Here is a 3,744-nt window from a genome sequence, read left to right as displayed (position 1 = left end):
CATCTTCGGAACCTCCGGACGGGAGATGATGGCCGCGCTGATCGCCGGGCAGCGCGACCCGAAGATCCTGGCGCAGATGGCCCGCAGTCGGCTACGCGCGAAGATCACCCAGCTGGAGGACGCGTTCGTCGGCCGGTTCAGCGCGCATCACGGGTTCCTGCTCACCAGGATGCTGGCCCGCATCGACGCGATCACCGCGGACATCGCCGAGGTGAACCAACGTATCGAACAACAGATCGGTCCCTTCGGTGATATCGCGCGTCGTCTGGACGAATCCCCGGCGTTGGTCCGGCCACCGCTCATGTGATCATCGCCGAGGTCGGCGTCGACATGAGCAGGTTCCCCACCCCGGCCCATCTCGCATCGTGGGCGCGCTTCGCTCCAGGAGTCAAGGAATCGGCCGGCAAGAGCAAGGGCTCCGGCTCCACCGGCCACGGCAACTCCTACATGGCCAGAGTCCTGGGCGAGGCGGCTGTCGCCGCCGGCAAGACCGACACGTTCCTCGGCGAACGCTATCGGCGCATCGCCCGACGCCGCGGCAACAGACGCGCCATCGTCGCTGTCGGCCGCTCCATTCGGACCATCGTCTGGCACCTGCTCCGCGACCCGGCAACCCACTTCAACGACATCGGCTCCGGGTTCTACGACACCCGAGTCAACCCCGAACGCCGCAAACGCAACCACATCCGCCAACTCGAAGCCCTCGGCTACACCGTCACCCTCGCCCCAGCCGCCTGAACGACCCAGATCAAGAACCCGTCCCGGCTCCGCCGGGACGCTGCCGCCTGCCCACTCACCGTCCATTTTCGGATCAGCACACGCGCTCTTGGAAGAACTCTCCGGGAGCGCGGACGACGACAACCCGCCGAGGAGATCCTGACCGCCGCGTTCGGTGAGCTGCGCGACGCGGGCGTCCCGGTGCAGCGGGCGTGCGCGTTGACCGGGACCTCGCGGGCGACCCACTACCGGCGGGCGCGGCCGGTCGGACCGCGACACGGGCCGTGGCTGCCCCGGACCCCGCCACCATGGACGCTCAGCGGCGCCGAACGTGACCGTGTCCTGGCCGTGCTGAACTCGCCCGCCTACGCCGATCTGGCGATCCCCCAGGTGTGGGCGCGGGAACTCGACGCGGGCCGCTACCACTGCTCCATGTCCACGATGTACCGGATCGCGCGTGCGGCCGGGCAGAGGAGGGAACGACGCCGCCTGGCGACCCATCCACCCCGGGTACGGCCGGAGCTGGTCGCGACCGGACCCGGTCAGGTGTGGTCCTGGGACATCACCGCGTTGAAGGGACCCGTGAAGGGTGTCTGGTACCGGTGCTACGTGATCATCGACATCTACTCCCGCTACGTCGTGGGCTGGCTGGTCGCGGCCGCTGAGGACGCGGTCGTTGCCCGGGACTTCCTGGCCGACGCGATCGGCCGTAACGGGATCGAGCCGCACACGATCCACGCCGACCGTGGCGGCGCGATGGTGTCGAAGCCGGTGTCGGAGATGCTCGTCGACCTCGGTGTCCTCCGGTCGCATTCCCGACCCCGGACGTCGAATGACAACCCGTACTCGGAGGCGCAGTTCAAGACGATGAAGTATGTGCCGGACTTCCCGGCAAGGTTCGGGTCCCTCGCCGACGCGAGAGCGTTCTGCGACGGGTTCTTCACCGCCTACAATCATGAGCATCGGCATTCCGGGATCGGCTGGCACACCCCGGCGTCGGTGCACTACGGCACCGCCGAGCAGGTTCGTGAGCACCGCCAACGCGCCCTCGACGCCGCCCACGCCGCTCACCCGGACCGGTTCACCCGCCGGCCACGCGCCCCGAAGCTGCCCGAGCAGGCCTGGATCAACCCGCCAACCCAGCAGGAACAAACCGTCTCAACTTGACTTGACAACTACCGCTACGCGTGCGCTGGCTACGCCGCCGCAACGCCGCATACCACTGCCGGGTCACCTGGTACCGGAAGGTCGATACCGCATCGATGTTGCCGGGCACGGCGTAGTAGGCCGCGTGGCCTCGCACCACACTGGCCACCCACCGCCCCTGCTCCGGGATGGACTGATGCCGACGGCGCTTGATCTGGTCGTTGACCTCTCGAAGCTTCGCCCGCACCCGTTTCGAGACCGTGATACGACGCAGCCAGAACCGCCCTGACCCGGACTTCGCACAAATGTGCGTGAAGCCCAGGAAGTCGAACGTCTCCGGCTTACCCAGCCCCCGCTTGCGTCGACGCTCGGCGGCGTGCCGCCCGAACTCGACCAGCCGGTCTTGTCCGGATGCAGTTCCAGCCCGAACCGCGCGAACCGCTCGCGCAGCTCGTCCCGGAACCGCCGCGCATCCCGCTCGTGCTCGAACCCGACGATGAAGTCGTCCGCCCACCGCACAATGATCACATCACCCTGCGCGTGGCGGCGTCTCCACCAGTCGGCCCACACGTCGAGGACGTGATGCAGGTACACGTTGGCGAGCAGTGGCGAAGCCGATGCCCCCTGCGGCGATCCCTGCTCCGTCGCCGACCATTCCCCGTCCTCGATGACCCCTGCAGCCAGCCACTTGTCAACCAGCCGCAGGACCCGCCTATCCGCGATCCGGTGCTCCAGGAACCTCCGCAGCCAGGACCGATCAAGCTGGCCGAAGAAGTCGCGGATATCCGCATCGAGCACCCAGTTCACCCGCTTCCGTTCGATCCCCACCGCGAGCGCGTCCAACGCATCATGCGGACCACGTCCCGGCCGGAACCCATACGAGAAGCCCCGGAAGTCCACCTCGTAGACAGCGTTCAGCACCTCGACGACGGCCCGCTGGACAATCTTGTCCTCCAGCGAGGCAATCCCAAGCGGCCGAAGCCGCCCGTCCGCCTTCGGAATGTAGACCCGCCTACTCGGCTTGGCCCGGTAACGCCCCGACTGCACCCGCCCATGCAGGTCCAGGAGGTTGGCCTCCAGATCCTGCCCATAGTCGGCCCACGTCACCCCGTCCACCCCCGGCGCGGCCCCCGGGCGGATCGCCCAGTAGGCCCTCCGGAGTCGACCGAGGCTGACGTGGTGCAGCAGCGCGGTGAACCGCGCATCCTTATCCCGCCGTGCTACCTCACGCACACGACCCAGCGCACTGGACGCATCGGTTCCGGCACTGAGTCCGGGACGCGTTTTGCCGGCCGTGTTCCCCTTGGCTCGTCCCCTTTCCTCCCCCACCTCCGCAGCCACCTCCGTGGCCTTGTTCGGCAGGATCGCAGGTACTACGGGACGATCCGACTGCCCATGCCCGTTCATCTCAGGCGTACCGCCTCAGCGTTCCCTGAACGGCCCGTCCAGTGATCAACTGGATGGGCGGACACGGGCCCTCCCGGTTCTCGCACATGGAGGTTCCATACATGCCCTGGTTCTCTGACCCCGCGGGGCCCACCGAGGGCTCGCGAAAACGCCCCCAGCAGTGTTGCCTTCCACCTCTGTGACAGCGTCGGCACCCCGATCCCGAAATTTCGAGGCTCAACAGCCTGGCCTGCACGTACCCCTGTCAACGCTTCACCAACGCCCTCACAGAAGTCAGCGCATGACTCGGGGCCGCCGTGGGTCGCTACCCCTTCGGCGTAGAGCTCTTCCATCTCCTCCTCCATGCCGGTCTATCCCGGCGCACCACAGAATTCCGGACAGGCTCTCCCACCGGTCATGGTAAATCTGGGCCAGGGCCATGGCCGGTGCGGCGGCGACGTCGCCGATGGTGGTGATCAGGGCGATCAGTTCGTC

Annotated in this window: 3 protein-coding genes and 1 pseudogene; 3 read left to right on the top strand and 1 reads right to left on the bottom strand. The window is 67.5% G+C overall.

Annotated elements, in window-relative coordinates:
* The 3 genes and pseudogenes from ACFHVL_RS30905 to ACFHVL_RS30895 all read left to right on the top strand — a co-directional run.
* Positions 1–307: pseudogene (locus tag ACFHVL_RS30905) on the top strand (hypothetical protein); the annotation flags it as partial.
* A 23-nt stretch (positions 308–330) separates the two neighbouring features.
* Positions 331–738, top strand: a complete 408-nt coding sequence (locus ACFHVL_RS30900; RefSeq protein ID WP_416632142.1) for a transposase — start codon at positions 331–333, stop codon at positions 736–738.
* A gap of 9 nt (positions 739–747) precedes the next feature.
* Positions 748–1,884, top strand: a complete 1,137-nt coding sequence (locus tag ACFHVL_RS30895) for an IS3 family transposase (RefSeq protein WP_416632143.1) — start codon at positions 748–750, stop codon at positions 1,882–1,884.
* 63 nt (positions 1,885–1,947) lie between these two features.
* On the opposite strand, the gene ACFHVL_RS30890 is transcribed toward ACFHVL_RS30895, so the two are convergent.
* On the bottom strand, positions 1,948–3,096 hold the full coding sequence (locus ACFHVL_RS30890) for a reverse transcriptase domain-containing protein (protein WP_416632141.1): 1,149 nt from the start codon (positions 3,094–3,096) through the stop codon (positions 1,948–1,950).
* Positions 3,097–3,744: the final 648 nt, after the last annotated feature.

Source organism: Micromonospora sp. LOL_023 (genome assembly GCF_048060115.1).
In the GTDB taxonomy this organism is placed as follows: Bacteria; Actinomycetota; Actinomycetes; order Mycobacteriales; family Micromonosporaceae; genus Micromonospora_E.
This window is presented reverse-complemented; position numbering and strand designations above follow the sequence as displayed.

Bases quoted from the DNA above. Each gene is read 5' to 3' on its own strand.
- ACFHVL_RS30900 (WP_416632142.1), top strand. From the start codon at position 331: ATGAGCAGGTTCCCCACCCCGGCCCATCTCGCATCGTGGGCGCGCTTC.